Annotated in this window: 19 protein-coding genes and 2 tRNA genes; 9 read left to right on the top strand and 12 right to left on the bottom strand. The window is 34.3% G+C overall.

What is annotated here, in order from left to right:
- Positions 1–365: 365 nt before the first annotated feature.
- Positions 366–593, top strand: coding sequence for a PG1828 family lipoprotein (locus ACVEGE_RS10115; protein WP_173850461.1), 228 nt, complete (start codon positions 366–368; stop codon positions 591–593).
- Between the two features lie 147 nt (positions 594–740).
- Here ACVEGE_RS10115 and ACVEGE_RS10110 read toward each other — a convergent pair whose 3' ends face one another.
- The 4 genes from ACVEGE_RS10110 to mutS all read right to left on the bottom strand — a co-directional run bounded on the left by ACVEGE_RS10110 (position 741) and on the right by mutS (position 4,181).
- Complete coding sequence (locus ACVEGE_RS10110; protein ID WP_192501375.1) at positions 741–1,088, bottom strand: DUF1508 domain-containing protein; 348 nt, start codon at positions 1,086–1,088, stop codon at positions 741–743.
- 104 nt (positions 1,089–1,192) lie between these two features.
- Positions 1,193–1,278: transfer RNA gene (locus ACVEGE_RS10105), tRNA-Leu, on the bottom strand.
- Between the two features lie 76 nt (positions 1,279–1,354).
- Positions 1,355–1,430 (bottom strand) — tRNA-Gly (locus tag ACVEGE_RS10100).
- 144 nt (positions 1,431–1,574) lie between these two features.
- Positions 1,575–4,181 (bottom strand): DNA mismatch repair protein MutS, encoded by a 2,607-nt coding sequence (gene mutS / locus ACVEGE_RS10095; RefSeq protein WP_173850465.1) that lies wholly within the window; start codon positions 4,179–4,181, stop codon positions 1,575–1,577.
- Positions 4,182–4,342: 161 nt separating this feature from the next.
- Between mutS and ACVEGE_RS10090 the strand changes: the two genes are divergently transcribed.
- Both ACVEGE_RS10090 and ACVEGE_RS10085 read left to right on the top strand, forming a co-directional pair.
- Positions 4,343–4,777, top strand: a complete 435-nt coding sequence (locus ACVEGE_RS10090; RefSeq protein WP_173850467.1) for a DUF1573 domain-containing protein — start codon at positions 4,343–4,345, stop codon at positions 4,775–4,777.
- A gap of 68 nt (positions 4,778–4,845) precedes the next feature.
- Positions 4,846–5,376: an RNA methyltransferase gene (locus ACVEGE_RS10085; RefSeq protein ID WP_173850469.1), complete on the top strand. Its 531-nt coding sequence runs from the start codon at positions 4,846–4,848 to the stop codon at positions 5,374–5,376.
- Here the strand turns inward: ACVEGE_RS10085 and folK are convergent.
- Positions 5,366–6,505 carry a 2-amino-4-hydroxy-6-hydroxymethyldihydropteridine diphosphokinase gene (folK, locus tag ACVEGE_RS10080; protein ID WP_192501374.1) on the bottom strand — a complete coding sequence of 380 codons (1,140 nt, stop codon included), beginning with the start codon at positions 6,503–6,505 and terminating at the stop codon, positions 5,366–5,368. The genes ACVEGE_RS10085 and folK overlap by 11 nt on opposite strands.
- Before the next feature lie 135 nt (positions 6,506–6,640).
- Here folK and sppA point away from each other — a divergent pair, with 135 nt between their 5' ends.
- Positions 6,641–8,401, top strand: a complete 1,761-nt coding sequence (sppA, locus tag ACVEGE_RS10075; protein ID WP_192501373.1) for a signal peptide peptidase SppA — start codon at positions 6,641–6,643, stop codon at positions 8,399–8,401.
- A 233-nt stretch (positions 8,402–8,634) separates the two neighbouring features.
- Positions 8,635–11,280, top strand: coding sequence for an AsmA-like C-terminal region-containing protein (locus ACVEGE_RS10070; protein WP_192501372.1), 2,646 nt, complete (start codon positions 8,635–8,637; stop codon positions 11,278–11,280).
- A 252-nt stretch (positions 11,281–11,532) separates the two neighbouring features.
- On the opposite strand, the gene ACVEGE_RS10065 is transcribed toward ACVEGE_RS10070, so the two are convergent.
- Positions 11,533–12,327, bottom strand: a complete 795-nt coding sequence (locus ACVEGE_RS10065; RefSeq protein WP_192501371.1) for a DUF2797 domain-containing protein — start codon at positions 12,325–12,327, stop codon at positions 11,533–11,535.
- 96 nt (positions 12,328–12,423) lie between these two features.
- On the opposite strand from ACVEGE_RS10065, the gene ACVEGE_RS10060 reads away from it, so the two are divergent.
- Positions 12,424–13,950 carry a GH3 auxin-responsive promoter family protein gene (locus tag ACVEGE_RS10060; protein WP_192501370.1) on the top strand — a complete coding sequence of 509 codons (1,527 nt, stop codon included), beginning with the start codon at positions 12,424–12,426 and terminating at the stop codon, positions 13,948–13,950.
- 62 nt (positions 13,951–14,012) lie between these two features.
- Here the strand turns inward: ACVEGE_RS10060 and serB are convergent, their stop codons facing one another.
- The 4 genes from serB to ACVEGE_RS10040 form a co-directional block, all read right to left on the bottom strand.
- Positions 14,013–15,251 carry a phosphoserine phosphatase SerB gene (gene serB, locus ACVEGE_RS10055; RefSeq protein ID WP_173850481.1) on the bottom strand — a complete coding sequence of 413 codons (1,239 nt, stop codon included), beginning with the start codon at positions 15,249–15,251 and terminating at the stop codon, positions 14,013–14,015.
- A 160-nt stretch (positions 15,252–15,411) separates the two neighbouring features.
- Positions 15,412–16,644, bottom strand: a complete 1,233-nt coding sequence (clpX, locus tag ACVEGE_RS10050; RefSeq protein ID WP_192501369.1) for an ATP-dependent Clp protease ATP-binding subunit ClpX — start codon at positions 16,642–16,644, stop codon at positions 15,412–15,414.
- Positions 16,645–16,811: 167 nt separating this feature from the next.
- Positions 16,812–17,486: an ATP-dependent Clp endopeptidase proteolytic subunit ClpP gene (gene clpP / locus ACVEGE_RS10045; RefSeq protein ID WP_026707631.1), complete on the bottom strand. Its 675-nt coding sequence runs from the start codon at positions 17,484–17,486 to the stop codon at positions 16,812–16,814.
- Positions 17,487–17,887: 401 nt separating this feature from the next.
- Positions 17,888–19,213, bottom strand: coding sequence for a trigger factor (locus ACVEGE_RS10040; RefSeq protein ID WP_192501368.1), 1,326 nt, complete (start codon positions 19,211–19,213; stop codon positions 17,888–17,890).
- 469 nt (positions 19,214–19,682) lie between these two features.
- Between ACVEGE_RS10040 and ACVEGE_RS10035 the strand changes: the two genes are divergently transcribed.
- Positions 19,683–20,384, top strand: coding sequence for an FRG domain-containing protein (locus ACVEGE_RS10035; protein ID WP_192501367.1), 702 nt, complete (start codon positions 19,683–19,685; stop codon positions 20,382–20,384).
- 172 nt (positions 20,385–20,556) lie between these two features.
- Positions 20,557–20,898 carry a DUF3024 domain-containing protein gene (locus ACVEGE_RS10030; protein ID WP_173854922.1) on the top strand — a complete coding sequence of 114 codons (342 nt, stop codon included), beginning with the start codon at positions 20,557–20,559 and terminating at the stop codon, positions 20,896–20,898.
- A 106-nt stretch (positions 20,899–21,004) separates the two neighbouring features.
- On the opposite strand, the gene ACVEGE_RS10025 is transcribed toward ACVEGE_RS10030, so the two are convergent.
- Together ACVEGE_RS10025 and ACVEGE_RS10020 are read right to left on the bottom strand one after the other, a co-directional pair.
- A complete protein-coding gene (locus tag ACVEGE_RS10025) occupies positions 21,005–21,262 on the bottom strand; it encodes a Txe/YoeB family addiction module toxin (protein ID WP_173854921.1) in 258 nt (85 codons plus the stop codon).
- 1 nt (position 21,263) lies between these two features.
- Entirely contained in the window at positions 21,264–21,518 is a 255-nt protein-coding gene (locus ACVEGE_RS10020) for a type II toxin-antitoxin system Phd/YefM family antitoxin (protein ID WP_192501366.1), read from the bottom strand.
- Between the two features lie 274 nt (positions 21,519–21,792).
- Here ACVEGE_RS10020 and ACVEGE_RS10015 point away from each other — a divergent pair, with 274 nt between their 5' ends.
- Positions 21,793–22,962, top strand: coding sequence for an MFS transporter (locus tag ACVEGE_RS10015; protein ID WP_192501365.1), 1,170 nt, complete (start codon positions 21,793–21,795; stop codon positions 22,960–22,962).
- Positions 22,963–22,992 lie beyond the last annotated feature (30 nt).

Here is a 22,992-nt window from a genome sequence, read left to right as displayed (position 1 = left end):
AAGCCGGAATCATGCATTTAAAAATGGTGGGATTTTAAAGCACAAAAAAACTTAATTACAAAGAGGATTTTTAAAAACAGTACCGACTAAAAAACCAACCAATTATTTAATAATCAAAAAATTAAAAAATAAACCCTTATTTTCAACGCTACTTTAAACACAAGCAATACCGCAAAAAACCAACTGAAATTACACTTAAAAATTAAGCATTAATTACACTTAAAAAGTGTGGCATAAAACTTGTAATAATAACCTCAGACGAAAAAGAATAATTATTTTTAAAAAAAAATTCAAAAAATAATTTACATATCAAAAATTTTATATCTTTGCGTCGAATTAATAATTAACCTTTATATTAAATTAAGATGAAAAAAGTATTTTTAAGTTTAGCTGCTGTTGCTGTATTAACTGTTGTATCATGTAAAAAAGCTGACGCTGCTGCTGACGAAACTGCTGTAGATTCTACTGCTGTTGTTGTTGATTCTGCTGCTCAAGTAGTTGATTCTGCTGCACAAGTAATGGATTCTGCTGCTACTGTAGCTACTGATGCTGCTGAAACTGCAACTGAAGCTGCTGCACCTGCTGCACACTAATTAGAATTAAATTCTAAAATTAAAGCCATCCGCGCAAGCGAGATGGCTTTTTTATTTTAAGTACATTACTAAGAAAGCTATGAACTTAAAAAAGGAGCTCTTTATTAAACAATAAAGAGCTCCTTTTTTTTAAAAATTATAATTCTTCTATTCAGGAAAAACAAAATCATTATTAGAAAAATCTAATATCTCAGCCTTAGCTCCGTACTTCACGATTTCAGTAATTCCCTTCTCTACCATTAACTCTGTACTATATTTTCTACTGGTTGCCATAACAGCACCTTCAACAACCACCCTAAAGAAAAACTTACCCTTACTCGTTTTAAACTTCACAAAAGAACAAGTTTCAAAAACAGACCTCAAATGCTCTGCATCAGCTTCGCAGTCCATTCGTAATTCATAAGCATTACTCGTAAAAATCGTTTTCCCTTTTCTTGAAGTTAATTCAAACTTATAATCGCCGCTAAATCGTTTTGTAATCACTAAAGAAGCCATAAATAGAAAAGTTTTTTTACCAAAGAAACAATGTTTTGGTCATTTTTTAAAATAAAGTTCAAATTAAAACAAAAAAAAAGCCTCTTCAAAAGAAGAGGCTTTAGTACTCAGAGCGGGACTTGAACCCGCACGAACATTGCTGTTCACTGGATTTTAAGTCCAGCGTGTCTACCAATTTCACCATCCGAGCATTATTGCTTTTGGATTTTTATATCTAATTTTTATAAAAAAATCAAACACAATCACTAACAAAGCATTTTGTGACTTGGAGCGAAAAACGGGGCTCGAACCCGCGACCTCGACCTTGGCAAGGTCGCGCTCTACCAACTGAGCTATTTTCGCATTTTCAATTCTTAAAAAGAACAACAATACTTGGTTTGTATTGCGGTGGCAAATTTAAGACATTTATCCAATTAAACAAGAACTTTATACATAATATTTTTAATTATTTCGTAAACTTCTGATAACCTAAAGTTTAAAAATAAATTATTTTCTAGTAATCATTCTTTTTATTTCATTCAGCTTCATCAATGCTTCAACAGGGGTTATTGTATTGACATCTATATTTAAAATTTCTTCTTTAATCTCTTCTAAAAGAGGGTCATCAAGATTAAAAAAGCTCATTTGCATTTCGTCTTGCTCTGCTTTTATGCCGTTCAAAACTTCCCCTGAATGATTCTTTTCTAATTTTTTCAGAATCTTTTGCGCTTTTAGCAAAACAATTTGAGGCATACCAGCCATTTTAGCCACATGAATTCCGAAACTATGCGCACTACCGCCCTTAACTAACTTTCGAATAAAAAGCACATTGTCTTTTAATTCTTTTACCGATACATTATAATTTTGAATACGCGATAACGACTCGGTCATTTCATTTAATTCATGATAATGTGTTGCAAAAAGCGTTTTAGGTCTTGACGGATGTTCGTGCAAAAACTCGGCAATAGCCCAAGCAATTGAAATTCCGTCATAGGTACTCGTTCCACGACCTATTTCATCCAGAAGTACTAAACTTCGATCAGAAATATTATTCAAGATAGAAGCCGTCTCATTCATTTCGACCATAAAAGTAGACTCTCCCATCGAAATATTATCAGACGCACCTACTCTAGTGAAAATTTTATCCACAACTCCCATCCTCAAGCTCTCTGCAGGAACAAAACTTCCCATTTGAGCCAAAAGTACAATCAAAGCCGTTTGACGTAAAATAGCCGATTTTCCCGACATATTAGGCCCTGTAATCATAATTAACTGTTGCGTTTCACGATCTAAGAAAACGTCATTAGCAATGTAAGGCGTTCCCACTGGCAATTGTTTCTCAATAACTGGATGCCTACCATTTTTAATTTCAAGTTCAAATGTTTCATCTAACTCGGGGCAGCTGTATTTATTTTCAATAGCCAACTGCGTAAACGAACACAAACAATCTAATTGCGCAACCAAATTTGCATTTAACTGTACTGGTTTTATATAAGTAGCAATCCAAGCAACTAATTGTTCAAAAAGCTCAGCTTCTATCTTATGTATTTTTTCTTCGGCACCTAGAATTTTAGATTCATATTCTTTTAATTCTTCTGTGATGTAGCGTTCCGCATTTACTAATGTTTGCTTTCTAATCCATTCTGTAGGCACTTTATCCTTATGCGTATTTCTTACTTCAATATAATACCCAAAGACATTATTAAAAGAAATCTTCAAAGAGGTAATTCCGGTGCGTTGTGATTCACGGGCTTCTATTCCTTCTAGAAATTCTTTTCCAGATGTAGATATTGCACGCAACTCATCTAGCTCAGCACTTATTCCTGTAGCAATAGCATTTCCTTTGGCAACAGCCACAGGAGCATCTTGGTTTAATGTAGTTTTTATTTTTTCACGCAACAAATCACAGCTATGCAAACTGTCTCCAATTATTTTTACTGCTTCTTGTGTACTGGCTAATGCCAAAGTTTTCATTGGAATAATAGCATCTAACGACTCTTTTAAATAAACCACTTCTCGAGGAGATACTTTTCCTGCTGCAATTTTAGAAATCAAACGCTCTAAGTCCGAAATTTGCTTGATTTGCGACTGCATTTGTTGTAAAACTTCTTGATTTTCTTTGAGATAAGTCACCACCTCATGACGGCTTTTTATTTTAGCTGCCTCTTTTAAAGGTAAGGCCAACCACCTTTTTAATAAGCGACCACCCATTGGCGAAAGCGTTTTATCAATCACATCCAGTAAAGTAACTGCATTGGGGTTATAACTATGGTACAATTCTAAATTGCGAATCGTAAAACGATCCATCCATACATAAGCATCTTCAGCAATACGTTGAATTGCCGTGATGTGTTGCACTCGATTGTGTTGTGTTTCGCCTAGGTAATATAAAATAGCACCCGAAGCGATAATTCCTTCTTTCAAATCTTCAATTCCAAACCCTTTTAAAGAAACAGTTTGAAAATGTTTTGTCAAGGTCTCAAATGCGTAATCTTCTTTATAAATCCAATCCTCTAAATAAAAACTGTGATAGTCTTCCCCAAAAGCTTGTTTGAAATCATTTTTGTTATTTTTCGGAATTAAAACCTCCGAAGGATTAAAGTTTTGTAGTAACTTATCGATGTATTCCGCATTTCCTTGCGCTGTTAAAAATTCCCCAGTAGAAACATCAAGAAACGAAATCCCGATTGACTTATTTGCAAAATATACCGAAGCTAAGAAGTTATTGGTTTTTGACTGCAAAACCTCATCATTCATAGAAACTCCAGGAGTCACCAACTCAGTAACACCACGTTTTACAATGGTTTTTGTCATTTTTGGGTCTTCGAGTTGATCACAAATAGCCACACGAAGCCCTGCTTTTACTAATTTAGGCAAGTAAGTATTGATAGAATGGTGCGGAAAACCAGCCAACGCTGTTTCGGTAGCAGAACCTGCGCCACGTTTTGTCAATGTAATCCCTAATATTTTAGAAGCCCTAACAGCATCCTCTCCAAAAGTTTCATAAAAATCACCCACACGAAATAACAAGCAAGCATCAGGATACTTTCTTTTAATATCGTTATACTGCTTCATCAATGGTGTTTCCTTAACTACTTTATCTTTAGCTGCCAAATTATATAATTTTAAATAGGTGATTGTAACGGCAGCGAATTTAATTATTAAAAAACGAATTACGGAATACTTGAAAAAAAAATCACATTTTTAGGGAAATTTTAAGTCATTGGCATGATATTTTCTTTAGATTTGTTGAAATAATTTTTAAATTTAAAAAAATGAAAAAAATACTTACAATTGCAATGTTAGTAGTTTTAGGAGTTACAACTTCTCAAGCTCAAGAAACTACAAAAAAAGCTAAAGCAACAACTGCTAAAGTTAACGGTGCTGGAATGGCGTTTGTTAACGAAACTATAGATTACGGTACTATTGCGCATAACGCTGATGGAAAACGTGAATTTGTTTTCACAAATAACGGTAACAAACCATTAATCATTACTAACACACAAGGTTCTTGTGGTTGTACTGTACCTACATCTCCAAAAGAGCCAATTGCTCCAGGAGCAAAAGGAATTATTGGAGTAAAATACGCTACTGATAGAGTTGGAGCTTTTACTAAAACTGTAACGGTTACTTCTAACGCTGAAGGGCAACCTACAAAAATCCTTACTATAAAAGGAGTTGTACTTGCTGACGGTGCTGCAAAAAGCTAATATTTTAAAATATACTTTAAAAAGCTTCCTTTAATTGGAAGCTTTTTTTTTACACAATTATTAAAGGCATGAGAAAACTAGAAAACAGCGAACTAGAACGCAAAAGTGTTGAAGCGTTTAAAGAATCAGATAAAACACCCATTATAATAGTGCTAGACGATGTTCGAAGTTTACACAACATAGGCTCGGTATTTAGAACATCGGATGCTTTTTTAATCGAAAAAATTTACTTGTGCGGAATCACTGCTACACCTCCAAACAAGGAAATTCATAAAACTGCGCTTGGCGCAACTGACACAGTAACCTGGGAACACAACAGCAATGTGCTAGAAGTAATCCAGTCGTTAAAAGATGATAACGTAATCACACTAGCTATTGAGCAAGTAGAAAGCGCTACTTTTTTACAAAATTTTAAAGTAGACAAACAGCAAAAATACGCTGTCGTTTTTGGAAATGAAGTACACGGTGTAACACAAGAGGCAGTTGCTTTATGCGATGGTTGTATTGAGATTCCGCAATTAGGAACCAAGCATTCTTTAAACATTTCTGTAAGTGCTGGGATTGTAATTTGGGATTTATTCAAACAATTTAAGGAGTAGTTATTTTTTTTCTTATTTCTTCTAGAATAAAAAGGTAGTCTTCTTGATTTTTTACAAAATCCCTATCAGAGACATCCACAATCAATACATTCAAACCTGTTTGTGATTTTATATAATCGAGGTAGCCACTATTGATTTTATCAAGGTACTCAGCAGCAATATTTTGCTCATAGTCCCTGCCTCGCTTTTTTATATTTTGTAAAAGTCGCTCTGAATTTTGATATAAATAAACATACAAATCTGGTTTTGGCATTTCTTTATAGATGATATCAAATAAATTGCGGTACAAACGGTATTCATCATCAGCCAGTGTTATTTTTGCAAATATCAAAGATTTAAAAATATGATAATCAGCCACTAAGAAATCTTTAAACAAGTCAAATTGTGCCAGATCGTCAGAAAGCTGTTGGTATCTATCTGCCAAAAAAGACATTTCAAGCGGAAAAGCATACCTGTTTTGATCTTTATAAAACTTAGGTAAAAACGGATTATCAGCAAAACGCTCTAAAACTGTTTTTGCATTAAAGTCGGCTGCAATTTTATTTGTCAACGTAGTTTTTCCAGCACCTATATTTCCTTCAAAAGCAATATAATTAAACTGTTCTAACGGAATCTTATCTAACGGATTTTCTAAAGCCTGAATAGCAATACATGCACTTTTATCAGGAGAAACCGCAATTAACTCTTTAATCGATTTCTTTAAAACAGGATGTTCAATATCTAATTGCAAATCAGCTATTGGTAACAACACAAAATTACGCTCTTGCAATAAAGGATGCGGAATAATTAATTTTTCGGTATTAATAATTTCATCGTCAAAAAAAATCAAATCAATATCAATCAATCGAGACTCATATCCTTGTCCACCATTACGAACGCGTCCTAGTTTATTTTCTACTTTTAATACTTGGCTCAACACTTTTTGCGCGGAGTTAAAGGTATGAATTACAACAGCACAATTGTAGAAGGCATCACTGCTAAAACCCCATGAAGGCGATTCATAAAGTTGGGATACTTTAATCACTGTTCCTATTTCTTGATGAATTAATTTTAAACAGTTTTCAATATTTTCAAGGCGGTTACCTTGATTACTCCCTATAGATAAAATGACCTGATACTGTGCTTTCATATTAAGTACAAATTAACTAAAAGAATTTTAGAATAGCCCTATCTTTGCTCAAAGTGTTGCGGTTATTTCCCTAAAAAAAATAAATAAAACTGTAACAAAGCAACTCTTTTTGCTACTTATTAAAAAAATACAATTATGAAGTTTTTAGGAAATGTACTAGCCACTATTATAGGTTTATTTGTCTTCTGTATGCTCTTTTTCTTTGGTATTCTATTTATAGGAGCCATTTTTGGAGGCGACTCTGAAGGCGTTACTGTAAAAGAGAATTCGGTCATAGAACTGGATTTAAAAAATGTCACTTATGATTACGCCGGAAAATACGAAGATCCCTGGATTAATATTTTTTCTGAAAAAGAAAAAGTAGGACTAACCGATATTATTACAGCCATTGCAACTGCAAAATCAGACAGTAGTATTAAAGGAATTTCAATCCTTAATAATGAGTCTCAATTAGGAATGGCTCAAAGTAAAGAGATTAGAGACGCTTTAGAAGATTTTAAAAAATCAGGAAAGTTTATTATGGCCTACGCCAATGTGTATTCTCAAAAAGAATATTATATCAACTCCGTTGCAAACACAATTTACATTAATCCTGTAGGAGACATGGATTTTAAAGGGTTGTCTTCAGAGGTAATGTTTTACAAAGACTTACAAGAGAAATCAGGAATCAAAATGGAAGTTATTCGTCACGGAAAATACAAAAGTGCTGTTGAACCATTTTTAGAAAACGAGATGAGTGATGCCAATAGAGAACAAGTAACAGCGTTATTGAATTCAGTTTGGACTTCTATCACTTCAGATATTTCGAAAAGCAGAAAAATATCTGTTGCAAAACTTAACGAAATTGCAGACGGACTTCTAGCTAGAACACCTGAAATGGCTAAAGCCCAAAAAATGATTGATGTTATTGCTTATGAAGATGTGTATCACAATGACATTAAAAAGGCATTAAAAGTAGACAAAGATAAAGACTACAACAAAGTATCTATTCTTGAATACACAAAAAAAATACTTACTACTTCCAAATCTTCAGAATCTAGCAATCAAATTGCAATTATTTACGCTCAAGGGGAAATCCAGAGTGGTGAAGGTGATGTCAATACAATTGGTGAAGGATCTATGCGCCGTTCATTACAAGAGGCTAGAGAAGATAAAAACATCAAAGCAATTGTATTAAGAATTGATAGCCCAGGAGGAAACGCACTTACTTCTGACTTGATCTGGAGAGAAGTAGAATTGACTAAAAAAGTCAAACCAGTGGTTGTTTCTATGGGTAACTACGCTGCATCAGGTGGTTATTACATTGCTTGTAATGCTTCTAAAATATTTGCTGAGAACAATACCATTACGGGTTCAATTGGGGTTTTTGGAATATTGCCTAATTTCAGCAAATTAACGTCTCGTATTGGAATTCATGTAGAACAAGTAAATACAAATAAAAATTCGGCACGTTATAGTCCGTTTGTCCCTTTAGACGAAAACCTAAAAGCAGTCACTCTTGAAGGTGTTGAGCATATTTACAAAACTTTTGTAACACATGTTGCCGAAGGTAGAAAAATGACTTTTGACCAAGTAGACGCTATTGCTCAAGGAAGAGTTTGGTCAGGATCAGAAGCGATTAAAATAGGTCTTGTTGATAAAATAGGTGGTTTAGACGACGCTATAAAAGAGGCCGCAAGTCTTTCTAAAATTAAAACCTACAGCACTCAGAATTTTCCTGAGTATAAAAAAGACTTTAATGACATGCTTTCTAGCCTTCCTTTTGCAAAGACAAAAGAATCTTTCATAAAAGAAGAAATAGGCGAAGAAAATTACATCCTGATGCAAAAGGTTAAAAAAATGCAAGCGCAAAAAGGGATTCAAGCCTTAATGCCTTATGAAATTACTATAAATTAGTTATTAGAATAAGTTATCATAAATCCGTTTCAGTAACCCCTGAAACGGATTTTTTTTTCATCTACATCAACCACAAAAAGTTTAGCTTTCACTACAAAATCTAACAATAAGGAAAGCAAGGGTTTATTTATGAAAACTTTAGAGACCAACTTATCGATAAAATGTTATTTTTGTATCTTAATTAATGTAGTTACTACCCCAAAATCAGTAACTAAACTATAAAAAAGAAACTTATGTTGAAGACCATTTTAAAAATAATTGCTGGATTATTACTTTTATTTGTAGTAGCACTTTTTGCAATTCCTTATTTCTTTAAAGACCAAATCACTGCTAAAATAACTAGTATCATCAATGAGAAAGTAGATGCTAAAGTAAGTTTCAAAGATGCAAATTTGAGTTTGTTTAAAAACTTCCCAAATGCAAACCTAACGTTAGATAGCTTGGTGATTATCAACAAAGCTCCTTTTGAAGGTGACACGCTTCTTGCTATAGGAGAACTTGATTTAAAAATGTCAGTTAAAGAACTTTTTAAAGATGCTAATGAAACCATGAACATCCAAGGAATTGGAACTAAAAACGGTGTCGTAAACATTCTTTTCAATAAAGATGGTGTAGGCAACTATGACATTGCTATTAAAGATAATAAACCTGCTACAGACAATAAAGACAGCAACCTATCTTTAAACATTCAAAACTATAAAGTCGAGAATTTAAGGTTCAAATATTATGATGAAACTTCAAAAATCAAGTTGGTACTTGACAGTATCAATCATGAAGGAACCGGAGATTTTGCTGCGTCAAAATTAGATTTGGTTACAAAAACAACAACTAAAGTCTCTTTAGACATGGATAAAGTAAATTACATGAAAAATGTAGCCCTTACTTTAGACGCAGTATTAGGAATTGACTTAGAAGCGAGTAAATATACTTTTAAAGAAAACAAGGCATTAATTAATCAATTGCCATTAGAGTTTGACGGTTTCATACAACTAGTTGACGACGGACAAGTTTATGATCTAAAATTCAAAACGCCAACTTCTTCATTTAAAAATTTCTTAGGCGTTATTCCAGCAGCTTATGCAGCAAGTTTAGACAATGTAAAAACTACGGGCGATTTTACTATCGTAGGTTTTGCAAAAGGAAAATATACAGAAACTACGGTACCTAAATTCAATATTGCTATTGCGTCAAACAACGCTTCGTTTCAGTATCCTGATTTACCTAAATCAGTTCAAAACATTGTTATTGACACTAAAATTATTAATGAAACAGGCGTATTAAACGATACTTATGTAAATCTTGACAAACTTTCATTTAAAATTGATCAAGATGTATTCAATGCTAAAGCAAAGGTTACTAATGTTACTCAAAATGCAATTGTAGATGCAGCGTTAAAAGGAACAATCAATTTAGGAAACCTTTCAAAGGCCTACCCAATCAAGTTAGACAAGCCGTTATCAGGAATTTTAAAAGCCGATGTTACTACTAAGTTTGATATGTTATCTGTAGAAAAAAGTCAGTACCAAAATATTAATAATGCAGGTACAATGAGTTTATCTGGATTTAAATATGTAGACGAAAACGGAAAAGCATTAAACATTAGCAATGCCTTAGTTCAATTCAACCCTAGTCAAGTAAATTTAAAACAATTTAATGCTGCAACAGGAAAAAGCGATATAAGCGTTACTGGTATTTTAGAAAATTTCTATGGTTTTATTTTCAAAAACCAAGAACTAAAAGGAAACTTCAACTTGTCATCTAATCAATTAGCTGTAAGTGATTTCATGACAACCGAAACTGCAAAAACTGATGCTAAAACGCCGCAAAAGGATGCTGAAGCAATGAAAATCCCAGCATTTTTAAACTGTACGCTTACAGCGAAAGCCAATACGGTTTTATACGACAACTTAACATTGAAAGACGTTTCAGGAAAACTACTCGTGAAAGACGAAAAAGTAACGATGGAAAATGTAAAAACATCAATTTTTGGCGGAAGTATCGGCCTGAACGGATCTGTTTCTACAAAAGGAAAAGTGCCAACATTTGACATGAATTTAGGACTAAACCAAGTTGATATTTCTCAAACATTCACACAACTGGACATGATGAAAAAAATTGCTCCAATTGCAGGAATCATCAACGGAAAATTAAATTCAACAATAAAATTAAACGGTAATCTAACCGATGAAATGAGCCCGGATTTAACTAGTTTAACTGGTGATTTATTAGGACAGCTCCTTTCTACTACGGTCAATTCTAAAAACTCTACTTTATTGACTGCATTGAGTAGCAATGTGAAATTTTTAGATCTAGATAAAATCAATCTTAACGATATTAAAGCAGCAATTACTTTCAAAGACGGAAAAGTAAGTGTAAAACCATTTGATATCAAGTACAAAGATATTAAAGCAACTATAGGGGGAACGCACGGTTTTGATCAAAGCATGAATTATAGCTTAAAATTTGATGTTCCTGCAAAATATTTAGGAACTGAAGCCAATGCACTTATCGCAAAATTAACACCAACAGACGCCGCTAAATTAGAAAACATTCCTATTAACGCATTGATGACAGGAAATTTCTCTAATCCAAAGATTTCTACAGATATGAAATCAGCAGTTACAAACTTGACGAATCAATTGATTCAACAACAAAAAGAACAGTTGGTAAAAAAAGGAACATCTGCATTAACCGACTTGCTTAATAAAAACAAAAAACCCGGTGATAGTACTAAGACAACTACTCCTGTTATTCCTACTACAAAAGAAGAGGTAAAAACACAAGCGAAAGAAGAGGTAAAAGCAAAAGCTACTGACTTGATTAATGGTTTTTTCAAAAAGAAGAAAACCGCTGAACCAAAAGCAGAAACTACACCATAAGCTTAAATCTTATTTTATAAAATATAAAAAAGGAGAACTCACTACTAATTTGTGAGTTCTCCTTTTTTTTTATTCTTATGCTTTACCAGCAGTTTTATCTATGAACTGAATTTTGCGTGAGGGATCGTAGCGGCATCTTTTTAAGAAGTCCCAATAATTATTGGGACTTCTTAAAAGATACAGCGTAGCGCCCGACCTTATTGAAAAATATTTTTCTTATTTTTTAATAAGGTCACGCCCAAACTCCCTTTATTATACTGAAATTTTAACTACATAACCTTCTGAACTGCGTACGTTAAATACGGTTTCGTCTTCAAATATTAAGTATTGCCCTTTAATTCCGGTTAACTTTCCTTGATAACTTGGTGTTTTCTCTAGGCTCAAACTTTTTACTTTTGTAGGATATTCAAGTACGGGATAATGCATCTCGTACAAATCATTTTTATTTAAAAAGAAATATTCCTTAGCCTCATCCGGAATCAGGTTTTCTAGTTTTAATCTTTCAGCAACTAAATCTACGTGCTCTACCGTATTGGTTAGCATTTTTCTCCAGTTTGTTTTATCAGCATAGTGATTTTTTAAGGCAACCTCAGTGATTCCAGCTAAATAACGGTTGGGTACTTCTACAATAGAGATTGCTTCGTTTGCTCCCTGATCAATCCACCTAGTCGGCATTTGGGTCTTTCTAGTCACTCCTACTTTTACTTCGCTGGATAGAGCAAGATATACAATATGCGGCTGTAACTGCACCTTTTCTTCATAAGCTAAATCCCTGTCTTCAATTCCCAAATGCGCTGTACTTAACTCTGGTTTCATAATCCAGTCACCAACTGAGGCACTAGAATAAAAGCAATCGTAGCAAAAACCTTGACGGAAAATCTTTTTCTTTTTACCACAATTTAAACATTGATATCCCACAAATTCTATGGCAATATCTTTATTTAATAATTGGTTTACATTCAAAAAACTGTCTTCAAAAACCAAGTAATACTGAATTGGGTTTCCAAATTCAGTTTGCATTTTGGTCAGTACGCCTTCGTATTGCATTTAGTTTACTCTTTAAAGTTTGATGTTTAACAAAAATTGTTATTTTTGGTAAAGTTATCATTCATAACGCATAATTCATAACTCCTATTTTAAAAAATGCCACTAACAATTATTAATTCTTTCGCTTCTTGGGTTTTAAAACAACGAATCCATCAAATAGAGCTCTTCCTTAAATACCCAAATGAGGTTCAGGAGGAATTGCTTACCAATTTGATTGCATCAGCAAAAGATACTGTTATGGGTCAGGATTATGATTTTGCTTCCATAAAATCCTACACAACATTTGCAGAGCGAATTCCAATTGTTACTTACGAGGACATTCATCCCTTAATTGAACGTACCCGTAGTGGCGAGCAAAATTTGTTCTGGGGAACACCTATAAAATGGTTTGCAAAATCCAGCGGAACTACCAATGCTAAAAGTAAATTTATCCCGGTAAGCAGCAGCGCTTTAGAAGACTGCCACTATAAAGGAAGTAAAGATCTTTTATGCATGTATTTGAATAACAACGAAAACTCGGAGCTTTTTAAAGGTAAAAGTTTGCGTTTAGGAGGGAGCTCACAAATATATGAAAACAACAACACCTCTTTTGGTGACTTGTCGGCTATTTTAATCGAAAACATGCCTATTTGGGCCGAATTTAGTAGCACGCCTAGCAGCAAGATTTCGCTTATGAGCGAATGGGAAACTAAAATGGCAGCGATTATTAATGAAACTAAAAAAGAAAATGTGACTAGTTTTGCCGGCGTTCCTTCGTGGATGTTAGTATTAATGAACCGCATGCTTGAGGAAACTGGCAAGGGAAACCTGTTTGATGTTTGGCCTAACCTAGAAGTGTATTTTCATGGTGGTGTTAACTTTGAGCCCTACCGCGAGCAATACCAAAAAATACTGCCTAAAAAAGAATTTAAGTACTACGAAATATACAATGCCTCTGAAGGTTTTTTTGCAATTCAGGACCTTAATTACTCCAGTGATTTATTGTTGATGTTAGATTACGGAATCTTCTACGAGTTTATTGGAATGGACAGCTTTGGTACTCCTGATCAAAAGGTAGTACGCTTAGCGGATGTTGAGTTGTTTAAAAACTATGCCATTGTTATCACAACAAACTCTGGCTTGTGGCGCTACCTGATAGGTGATACTGTTCGTTTTACATCACTTAGTCCTTACCGAATAAGAGTTACCGGCAGAACAAAGCACCACATCAATGTTTTTGGTGAGGAATTAATGGTTGAAAATACTGATCAAGCTATAGCCAAAGCATGCAAATTAACTAACACACAAGTAGTTGATTACACTGTTGCCCCCATATTTATGGAAGGTCGTGAAAAAGGCGCTCACGAATGGATGATAGAGTTCAAAAATCCTCCTGAGAATACCACTGTTTTTCAAAAAATATTAGACGACACTTTGCAATCTCTCAACTCTGATTACGAGGCAAAGCGTAAAAACAACATGACGCTAAATCCTTTAATTATCAATATTGCTAGACACAACCTTTTTTACGACTGGCTAAAAGAAAGAGACAAACTGGGTGGGCAACATAAAATACCCAGACTCTCTAACCAACGGGATTATCTAGAACAGTTGAAAGGAATGCAAGTTAAAATTTTAGTATAAAAAAAACCTCAGTTCAATTAAGAACCAAGGTGTGCTTTATATCATAATAAAAGTTGCTATAATTATTCGATCATCATGTCGATGTGTCTATCGTGATATCCTAAAAGATACAAAACACCATCTAGTCCTAAACTAGAAATAGACGTTGACGCACTCTCTTTTACCTTTGGTTTTGCGTGAAAAGCGATTCCTAAACCCGCCAAATTCAACATAGGTAAATCATTTGCTCCATCACCTACCGCAATTGTTTGGTTGATATGAATACCTTCTTTATCAGCAATAGCTTGAAGTAATTCGGCTTTCTTTTTACCGTCAACAATATCACCTAAATATTTACCCGTTAATTTGCCATCTATAATTTCTAACTCATTAGCATGTACGTAATCAATCCCTAATTCTTTTTGTAAATATTTTCCAAAATAAGTAAACCCTCCTGACAGAATTGCGGTTTTGTATCCATAATATTTCAAAGCCTTCATCAAGCGGTGTGCTCCTTGCGTTATTGGTAAATTTACGGCTACTTTTTGCAAGACTTCTTCACTCAAACCTTCTAGTAATGCCATGCGTTGTTTAAAGCTTTCGCCAAAATCAATTTCACCATTCATAGCTGATTCGGTTATTGCGCGTACTTGTTCTCCTACGCCAGCGAGATCAGCAAGCTCATCAATCACTTCGGTTTGTATTAATGTAGAATCCATGTCAAAACATACTAAACGTCGGTTTCTTCTATAAATATTATCTTCTTGAAAAGAGATATCTACATTTAAGGTTCTAGAAATCTCCATGAATTTAGCCGTAATCAAACTCTTATCCAAGATGTTTCCTGAAATGGATAATTGTACACAAGAGCGCGGATATTGTCCTTTTTCAATAATTGAAACCCTTCCTGTTAATCGCTTAATGGCATAAATATTTAAATTCAGGTCTGAAAGTACCTGAGTCACTGCCGACAGTTGTGCTGCAGCTAAAGTTTCTCCTAAGATATTGACAATGTATCTTTTTTTAGACTGCCCTTTTACCCAATTTTCATAGTCTTCAATTGAGATGGGTGTAAACTTTACTTTTATTTGCAACTCGTAAGCTTTAAACAGCAAATCTTTTAAAACTGGTGCTGAAGAAGAGCCAGCTTTGATTTCGAATAAAATCCCTAAGGATAAAGTATCATGAATATCGGCTTGACCAATGTCTAAAATAGTTGCTTCGTAATTTGCTAATATAGATGTTAAACCAGCAGTAACTCCTGGTTTGTCTTGTCCAGAAACCTTTAATAAAATAACCTCTTTGCCCTCTTCTACTGCCATAATCTAATTATTTGAATCGATGAACAAAAATCGGTAATCTAGAGGTGATAAAAAAGAATAGGATCACTTTTTTAAAACAATAACAAATACGATAATTTAGACCAAAAAAAACCTGTTCAAATCAATGAACAGGTTTGTATTTTTGAGAAAAACGCAATTTTTAAGATGCGATCTCTAAACGTTTCAATAAGTTTTTATTTAGCGTCTCCTCGGCATAAGTTCTATTAATTTCTAATTTTTTATCATCAGAACTTGGTAATTCATACATAGCATCTGTTAAGATTGCTTCGCATAAAGAACGTAGTCCACGAGCTCCTAATTTATACTCTAATGCTTTGTCAACAATAAAGTCCAAAGCCTCATCAGTGATAGTGAAATCAACTTCATCCATCAAGAATAATTTTTGGTATTGCTTGATTAACGCATTTTTAGGCTCTGTTAAAATAGAACGTAAAGTAGCTCTATCTAACGGGTCCATGTGCGTCAATACTGGTAAACGACCAATGATCTCAGGAATCAATCCAAAATCTTTAATATCTTTAGGAATGATGTATTGCAATAAATTTTCTTTGTCGATATTATCTGTATTTTTTGAAGTAGAATACCCTACTGCTTGACGGTTCAAACGTTTTGAAATAATTCTTTCGATTCCGTCAAAAGCACCACCTGCGATAAACAAGATATTTTGAGTGTTTACTTCAACAAATTTTTGGTCTGGATGCTTGCGTCCTCCTTTTGGTGGTACGTTTACAACTGTTCCCTCTAACAATTTAAGCAATGCTTGTTGCACACCTTCACCTGATACGTCACGTGTAATGGACGGATTGTCACTCTTACGAGCAATTTTATCAATTTCGTCAATAAATACGATTCCGCGTTCCGCTTTGGCTACATCATAATCCGCAGCTTGTAACAAACGAGTCAAAATACTTTCGACATCCTCACCTACATAACCTGCTTCTGTCAATACCGTAGCATCTACAATAGCCAAAGGAACGTCTAACATTTTTGCAATGGTTTTAGCCACTAACGTTTTACCTGTCCCGGTTTGCCCTACCATGATGATGTTACTTTTTTCAATCTCTACCTCATCGTCTTGTTGCTGTTGCATTAAACGCTTGTAGTGATTGTAAACCGCCACCGACATTACTTTTTTGGTTTGATCTTGACCAATAACGTATTGATCAAGAAAAGCTCTGATTTCCTTCGGTTTTTTCAAAATCAAATCACCTACTAAGTTGGTACCTCCAGCTGATTTTAATTCTTCTAAAACAATTCCGTGCGCTTGCTCGATGCATTTATCACAAATGTGCGCATCAATTCCAGCAATTAATAATTGAGTTTCTGGCTTCTTCCTTCCACAAAACGAACATTCTAATTTTTCTTTCGCCATCTTTTTTTAGTTGCAAAGTTTCTGAGTTTCTAAGTTGCAGAGTTCGGCTAGCGTACCTTGAAAATTAGTTTTCAAAACTTTATAATTTAATCTATTTAGTAATTTTCAAAATTGCAAACTAACTAGCTTAGAAACTTAGTTACTTTGCAACTCTGAAACTTAAAAAATTATCCTCTTCTTAAAACCTCATCAATCATTCCGTATTCCTTAGCCTCATCTGCTTTCATCCAGTAATCACGCTCACTATCAGCATGTACTTTATCAAATGTTTGTCCAGAATGGTGTGAGATGATGTTGTATAATTCGTCTTTTAATTTCAACATTTCTCTCAAGTTGATTTCCATATCGGTAGCCACACCTTGTGCTCCTCCAGATGGTTGGTGAATCATTACTCTTGAGTGTGGCAATGCTGAACGTTTTCCTTCGGCACCTGCGCATAACAATACCGCACCCATTGATGCTGCCATACCAGTACAAATTGTAGCCACATCAGGCTTGATGTACTGCATCGTGTCATAAATCCCAAGACCTGCATAAACGCTTCCTCCTGGAGAGTTTAAGTATATTTGGATATCCTTAGAAGCATCTGCACTTTCTAAGAACAACAATTGTGCTTGAACGATGTTTGCAATTTGATCATCGATTCCTGTTCCAAGAAAGATAATTCTATCCATCATTAATCTAGAAAAAACATCAAGCTGAGAAATATTCAACTGGCGTTCTTCGATAATATAAGGAGTCATATTGGTAGGGTTCATTGCCGCAACGATTTTATCGTAATACATGGCATTAACTCCTTGGTGCTTTGTAGCAAACTTTTTAAATTCTTTACCGTAGTTCATGTGTATGTGTTCTAAGTTGTATTTTGTATCTTATTATATTATTCCTACTGCAAAGGTCGTTCCTAATTGCAGATCGTGTCAATATGTCTTATTTTTTAGCCCAGACAGCAGTGAAAAGCTTTTTGAATTCCGTTTTTTAGTTTTTTTATTCTTGCAAAGCGACCGCAGGAAGCTCTTGCAAGAATAAAAAAACAGAAACGGAAGAAAAAACTTGTAACGGATGGCTGGATTAGCTCCTAAATTAGTAAAAAAATAAAAGAGCGCCAAAGAAATAATTCTTCTGACGCTCAAATATACTTAATTTTTATTATTTTGACTCTGTAAGCAAATCATAAAATTTCAACAATCGCTACCCTATTCAGGCATTTGACGTTTCATTTTATGACCATACAGACTACAATTTATTCTCCGTAAGAGGCAGCGATAAATTCGTCGTAAGTAACTTCTTTAGTAGTTGGGTTTGCTTTTTCTTTAAACAATTCCAATAATTTCTCTGCAACTACTTGGTCAGAAAGTCTTTTTACTTCGTCTTGGTTAGACAAAACTCTTGCAACAATTCCTTGAACTTCTTCGTCCGTAGGATTTGTTTGTCCGAATTGTGCCATTTGCTGACGGATATTTTTTGTAGTAAATGTTTTTAAGTCTTCAAAAGTGATTTTGATGTCAGACTGAGCCATAGCTCTACCTTCGATCAATTGAAAACGCAATCCTTTTTCAGAACGTGCATATTCAACTTCAGCTTCCTCAGGAGATAATTTTTTCTCTCCTACAGTTTGCAACCATTTTTTAAGGAATTCAGCTGGTAAGTCAAATTTGGTGCTTTCAATTAAAAACTCAGTTACATCACCTAATAATTTTTGGTCTGCTTGAGTTGCAAATTGGTTTTCTGCATCTTCTTTGATTTTTGCTTTCAATTCGTCAAGAGAAGCTACAGTTCCTGCTCCGAACAATTTGTCAAACAATTCTTGGTTCAATTCAGCCAATTCAGCTGTATTGATAGCTTCGATAGTGAAGTTTACATCAACCTCTAAACCATGAACATCATCATGCTCTACTTTCATAACGTCCATCAATTGGTGGTCGTCATTAAATAAACCTTTCGTATTTACAGTCACAACATCACCTACTTTTTTACCTATAAAAAGTTTAAAAGTTGCTTCATCTTTAAAAAGTTCAGCATTGATTGTAGTTGCGTTATTAATTCCTTTTTCTTCGTTTGTAAAAGTTCCAGTGATATCTGAGTCTGCAGTAACAGCTTCTTGTGGAATTGCAGTACCAAATTGTTTTTGGATACGTTCTACTTGACCGTCAATTAATTTATCATCAGCAGTAACAACATATTTCACGATATCGTTTTTAGCCTCTAAGTCTAATGTAAAGTCAGGAACTAATCCTATTTCGTACTCAAAAGTTAATTCTTCAGCATCCCAATCAAAGTTTTCGTTTACTTTAGGAAGCGGAGTCCCAAGAAGGTTTAATCTTTCTGATTGAATGAAACGCTCTAAAGCCAAATCAACAACCTTTTTTACTTCTTCTTCTTTAATCCCACGACCGTATTGTTTAGCAACAAGATCTTTAGGAACTTGTCCTTTTCTAAAACCTTTTACAGTTGCCAAAGGCATTTTTTCATTTATTCTTTTTGCTACTTGACCTTTATAATCCATGTTCACAACTGTCATTACAATTGTTTCATTTACAGCGTCTATTGCTACTCTTTTGATATCCATCTTCTTCTTTAATTTACATTATAAATTCGGTGGGCAAAATTATAAAATTTTTCCAAGCCAACCAAGCTTTTTAATCCCGAACCTTAACTATGGAGTTTCAACCAATTCAAACCTCAAAACCAAAGGGTATTTTGTTTGATTTTGGGCGTGCCCTTCCGTCCCTCGATTACCATCGGGGCCGTCAGGTCAGGCTGTACGTTCCCGCTTTTATTGCTTTACCCTACGGGATAAAACAATAAAGAGCTCCACTGCCATCCTTCACGCGTTGCCTGCGCCATAATATTTTTTTTACAACTCCGAACAATAACTTTACTAAATTCGATTGTTTCAAAATAACAGAAATAAAAAAAACATTTTACAAGAATAACTTTTATATTTGAGAAAGGGTAAGTCATATAACGTTTCGTGCTCACAACTAATTTATAGTTGAAAAACAAATATTTACTTCTTAAAAAGAGAGTCCTATACAATGAAAATTATAGACATTAAAAATTTTATTGAATTTCACAATGTAATTGAGAAACATTCATCAGCTAATTATGTATTTAGAGGTCAGCAAGATTTTGATTGGGAGCTAATTCCTAAAATCGGTAGACCTGAATTTTCTAAAAACGTCCCATCCTACTTTAAGGAAGAAGATATTATTAGATCTTGGCTGAGATACTCTGGCCATCTTTTAAATAGTAATCCGGTTGATGAATGGGATGAATTGACTCTAGGACAACATCATGGTTTAGCAACAAGACTTTTAGATTGGACTAAAAACCCATTAGTCGCACTTTATTTCGCAACTTTTGATTTAAACCAAAAAAGCGATGCTTCCGTATTCATTATGGATTTTAAAAACAAAGTATTAAAAACAAAAGAAATCAAACCTTTTGATAGCAAAATTATTGTTTCCGGGGTATTTTACCCTAAAGGTCTCTCCGCTCGCGTTATAAACCAAAGAGGTGTATTCACAATATCTAATAAACCACAATTGAGTTTAGAAAAAATTTTAAATGAAAATACTTTTATAAAGCTTCGAATTAAAGGAACAGCTAAAAAAGCGATGTTACGAAACCTTGAACAATATGGAGTTAATGAATTTTCAATATATCAAGATCTTGACAATTTATCCAATTATTTAAATCGTTTCATTATAAGTAGAGAATTAGACATAATGGATTAATGTTATGCTTTTGCAGATTTAAACTGCTAGCGTAAGCATCTCGCTCGTCCCGCTAAAACAAGACATAAGAAAGTAACCTCATATTATTTAGCAACTGAGATAGCTCATGTTCCTAGCAATAATTACACAATCAGAAGGCGGGAGCTACTCAAACTGATAAAATACATACGTAATGAAATACGAAATAGCCAGCATCGAGATAGAAGAAATTGAAAATTATTTATCTTACATTCGACCAGAGGAAGAAATGAGGTCTCAAATTGACATTGGATACCGAATTGATAAACAAAGTGTGTTCATCTTCGAAATTAGACCTGATTGGATGGACCCCAAAAAGAAAGTTGAAAACGATATTGCCAAAGCCACTTATGTTCAAAAAGACGACCAATGGAAAGTATTTTGGCAAAAATCCGATTTAAAATGGCATGCCTATAAACCGCAACCAATCGTAAAGCATTTATTAGACTTTATTCGGTTAATCGAGAAAGATGAGTACAGTTGTTTTTGGGGATAGCATTCTCGAGCTTGTGGCTATTGCGGACTTCTAGTTTTTTTTTGACTAACCGAAAATACGATTTAAAACTAGCAATAGCCACAAACTAATATCACTTTAAGAACTATTAATCGTAATGATGTCTGCATTTCAAAATTTGGATCTCATCATCTATAAATCGACAAATTAACCGATGTTCATCATCAATTCTTCTAGACCAAAATCCAGCATATTTGTGTTTTAGCGCTTCCGGTTTCCCTATTCCCTCAAAAGGGTTTCTTGAAATATCTTTCAGCAGTTCATTTATTTTTTTAACTTTCTTCTTGTCTATTTTTTGCCAGTACAAATAATCTTCCCAAGACTCGTCAACAAATACATATTTCATTTTAGTCCTCAATTAGGTCTTTAGAAAACGACTTTCCATTCTTTAATTTTTCAATTGCCGAATCTAATCTACTCTCATTCGCTCTGCTGGACAATTCATAATTTGTTGCCATTAAGGAATTGTATTCTTCCAATGAAATAACAACGATTCCTGAATCTTTTCCGCGGTTGATAATTAGCGTTTCAAAGTTGATTGACACTCTATCAAAGTACGATTTAATATCTTTTCTAAAATCTGAAATATTTGTGACTACCATAATTACTATATTTTGTACAAATGTATGTACAATATTTCATTTTTCTGCACTATTTATCCAATTAAAGAGGGTAACTTATTTCTAAATCGTGAAATTTCCTTTCATAAATTGTGACTTTTCATCCTTGATCACTTCGTTCCTCGCAATGATTTTTTTTAAGCTAGACATATTCCCGCAAAACCATAAAGCCAAAAGAATATTAAATAAAAGGCTCAATCGTAAATAAAACTTTAATTTTGCTTTCCTACTTTAAAAGGCTGTAAAATATAAGTAAATGAAACCTTCAAAAAATATCCTTCCTATAATTGTTATTGCGCAGTTTTGCTGCACCTCGCTTTGGTTTGCTAGCAATGCTGTAATGACCGACTTAGTATTGCACTTCAACCTCAACCCCAGTATTGTAAGCTACTTGACCTCGGCAGTACAATTTGGCTTCATCCTAGGAACATTAGTTTTTGCATTATTAGCGATAGCCGATCGGTTTTCGCCTTCAAAAGTGTTTTTAATCAGCGCTTTACTTGGCGCTGCATGCAACCTTGGAATTTTATGGGATGGCAATAATCTAGCAAGCATGTTAAGTATTCGGTTTTTAACCGGTTTTTTCCTTGCCGGAATCTATCCTGTAGGCATGAAAATTGCCGCTGATTATTTTGAAAAAGGGCTAGGGAAATCACTAGGGTTTTTAGTTGGCGCACTCGTTTTAGGAACTGCTTTTCCTCATTTCCTAAAAGGAATGACTTCTGGATTGCCTTGGGAACTTGCTATTCTTTGCACTGCTGGACTCGCTATTTTGGGTGGATTGATGATGGCATTTTTAGTTCCTGACGGTCCTTTTAGAAAACCAAGTCAAGGAGTCAACATCAAAGCCTTCTTTGGAATTTTCGAAAATAAAAATTTACGCATTGCCGCTTATGGCTACTTTGGTCACATGTGGGAACTGTATACTTTTTGGGCTTTTACGCCATTGATGCTTACCGCTTACTCCAACCTACATCCCGAAGCACAATTCAATATTCCTATTCTATCTTTTATTATCATTGGTATTGGCGGACTCGCTTGTGTGCTTAGTGGTTATTTATCAGAAAACTTTGGAACCAAAAAAATAGCGACCATTGCTTTATTACTGTCTTGTATTTGCTGCCTTATTTCGCCATTACTATTCAACCAACCATCAGCTACACTATTTATTGCTTTCCTACTATTTTGGGGCATGGCCGTAGTAGCCGATTCACCCTTGCTTTCTACACTAGTAGCACAAAACGCACCCCCCGAAGTAAAAGGCACAGCGCTTACCTTAGTCAACAGTATTGGCTTTGCCATAACAATAGTTAGCATCCAATTAGTTAGTTCGTTACAATTGTTGACTAACAGTAGTTTGATTTTCTCTTGTTTGGCAATTGGTCCTATTTTTGGATTATTGGCTTTACGCCAAAAAAACAAATGATATTAAAAAAAACACTTATCTTCGCTCTAA

Source organism: Flavobacterium sp. PL002, from assembly GCF_054165825.1.
This window is presented reverse-complemented; position numbering and strand designations above follow the sequence as displayed.

Bases quoted from the DNA above. Each gene is read 5' to 3' on its own strand.
- ACVEGE_RS10115 (WP_173850461.1), top strand. From the start codon at position 366: ATGAAAAAAGTATTTTTAAGTTTAGCTGCTGTTGCTGTATTAACTGTT.
- ACVEGE_RS10110 (WP_192501375.1), bottom strand. From the start codon at position 1,088: ATGGCTTCTTTAGTGATTACAAAACGATTTAGCGGCGATTATAAGTTT.
- ACVEGE_RS10090 (WP_173850467.1), top strand. From the start codon at position 4,343: ATGAAAAAAATACTTACAATTGCAATGTTAGTAGTTTTAGGAGTTACA.
- ACVEGE_RS10085 (WP_173850469.1), top strand. From the start codon at position 4,846: ATGAGAAAACTAGAAAACAGCGAACTAGAACGCAAAAGTGTTGAAGCG.
- folK (WP_192501374.1), bottom strand. From the start codon at position 6,505: ATGAAAGCACAGTATCAGGTCATTTTATCTATAGGGAGTAATCAAGGT.
- sppA (WP_192501373.1), top strand. From the start codon at position 6,641: ATGAAGTTTTTAGGAAATGTACTAGCCACTATTATAGGTTTATTTGTC.
- ACVEGE_RS10070 (WP_192501372.1), top strand. From the start codon at position 8,635: ATGTTGAAGACCATTTTAAAAATAATTGCTGGATTATTACTTTTATTT.
- ACVEGE_RS10065 (WP_192501371.1), bottom strand. From the start codon at position 12,327: ATGCAATACGAAGGCGTACTGACCAAAATGCAAACTGAATTTGGAAAC.
- ACVEGE_RS10060 (WP_192501370.1), top strand. From the start codon at position 12,424: ATGCCACTAACAATTATTAATTCTTTCGCTTCTTGGGTTTTAAAACAA.
- serB (WP_173850481.1), bottom strand. From the start codon at position 15,251: ATGGCAGTAGAAGAGGGCAAAGAGGTTATTTTATTAAAGGTTTCTGGA.
- clpX (WP_192501369.1), bottom strand. From the start codon at position 16,644: ATGGCGAAAGAAAAATTAGAATGTTCGTTTTGTGGAAGGAAGAAGCCA.
- clpP (WP_026707631.1), bottom strand. From the start codon at position 17,486: ATGAACTACGGTAAAGAATTTAAAAAGTTTGCTACAAAGCACCAAGGA.
- ACVEGE_RS10040 (WP_192501368.1), bottom strand. From the start codon at position 19,213: ATGGATATCAAAAGAGTAGCAATAGACGCTGTAAATGAAACAATTGTA.
- ACVEGE_RS10035 (WP_192501367.1), top strand. From the start codon at position 19,683: ATGAAAATTATAGACATTAAAAATTTTATTGAATTTCACAATGTAATT.
- ACVEGE_RS10030 (WP_173854922.1), top strand. From the start codon at position 20,557: ATGAAATACGAAATAGCCAGCATCGAGATAGAAGAAATTGAAAATTAT.
- ACVEGE_RS10025 (WP_173854921.1), bottom strand. From the start codon at position 21,262: ATGAAATATGTATTTGTTGACGAGTCTTGGGAAGATTATTTGTACTGG.
- ACVEGE_RS10020 (WP_192501366.1), bottom strand. From the start codon at position 21,518: ATGGTAGTCACAAATATTTCAGATTTTAGAAAAGATATTAAATCGTAC.
- ACVEGE_RS10015 (WP_192501365.1), top strand. From the start codon at position 21,793: ATGAAACCTTCAAAAAATATCCTTCCTATAATTGTTATTGCGCAGTTT.